Source organism: Xylophilus sp. ASV27, assembly GCF_016428875.1.
Taxonomy (GTDB): domain Bacteria; phylum Pseudomonadota; class Gammaproteobacteria; order Burkholderiales; family Burkholderiaceae_C; genus Xylophilus.
In genome coordinates this window covers 1-256 of record NZ_JAELTO010000418.1, presented here as the reverse complement: position 1 = coordinate 256, position 256 = coordinate 1, and the positions used below count along the sequence as shown (strand labels likewise).

At 60.5% G+C, this 256-nt stretch carries 1 pseudogene; it reads left to right on the top strand.

From position 1 onward, the window contains the following. Positions 1–117 (top strand): annotated as a pseudogene (locus tag JHD63_RS23600) (IS5/IS1182 family transposase); the annotation flags it as partial. Positions 118–256: the final 139 nt, after the last annotated feature.

Here is a 256-nt window from a genome sequence, read left to right as displayed (position 1 = left end):
GGACACGTCAAGGTGCGCTACCGCGGGCTGGCCAAGAACACCGCGCAGTTGCACACGCTGTTTGCGTTGTCCAACCTGTGGATGATGCGAGAGCGATTGATGGGAGCGCAGGCATGAGTGCGCCTGCCAACGGCCTGATGGCCGAAAAACAGGCCCGCAAGGGCCCAAAGACCGCGGCACGGCTGGACTTGTTTGCAAATTGGCTCTATCAGGCCGCCTCAGCACATCTCAAAGCGCATTGCGCAGAGCTTCCCTA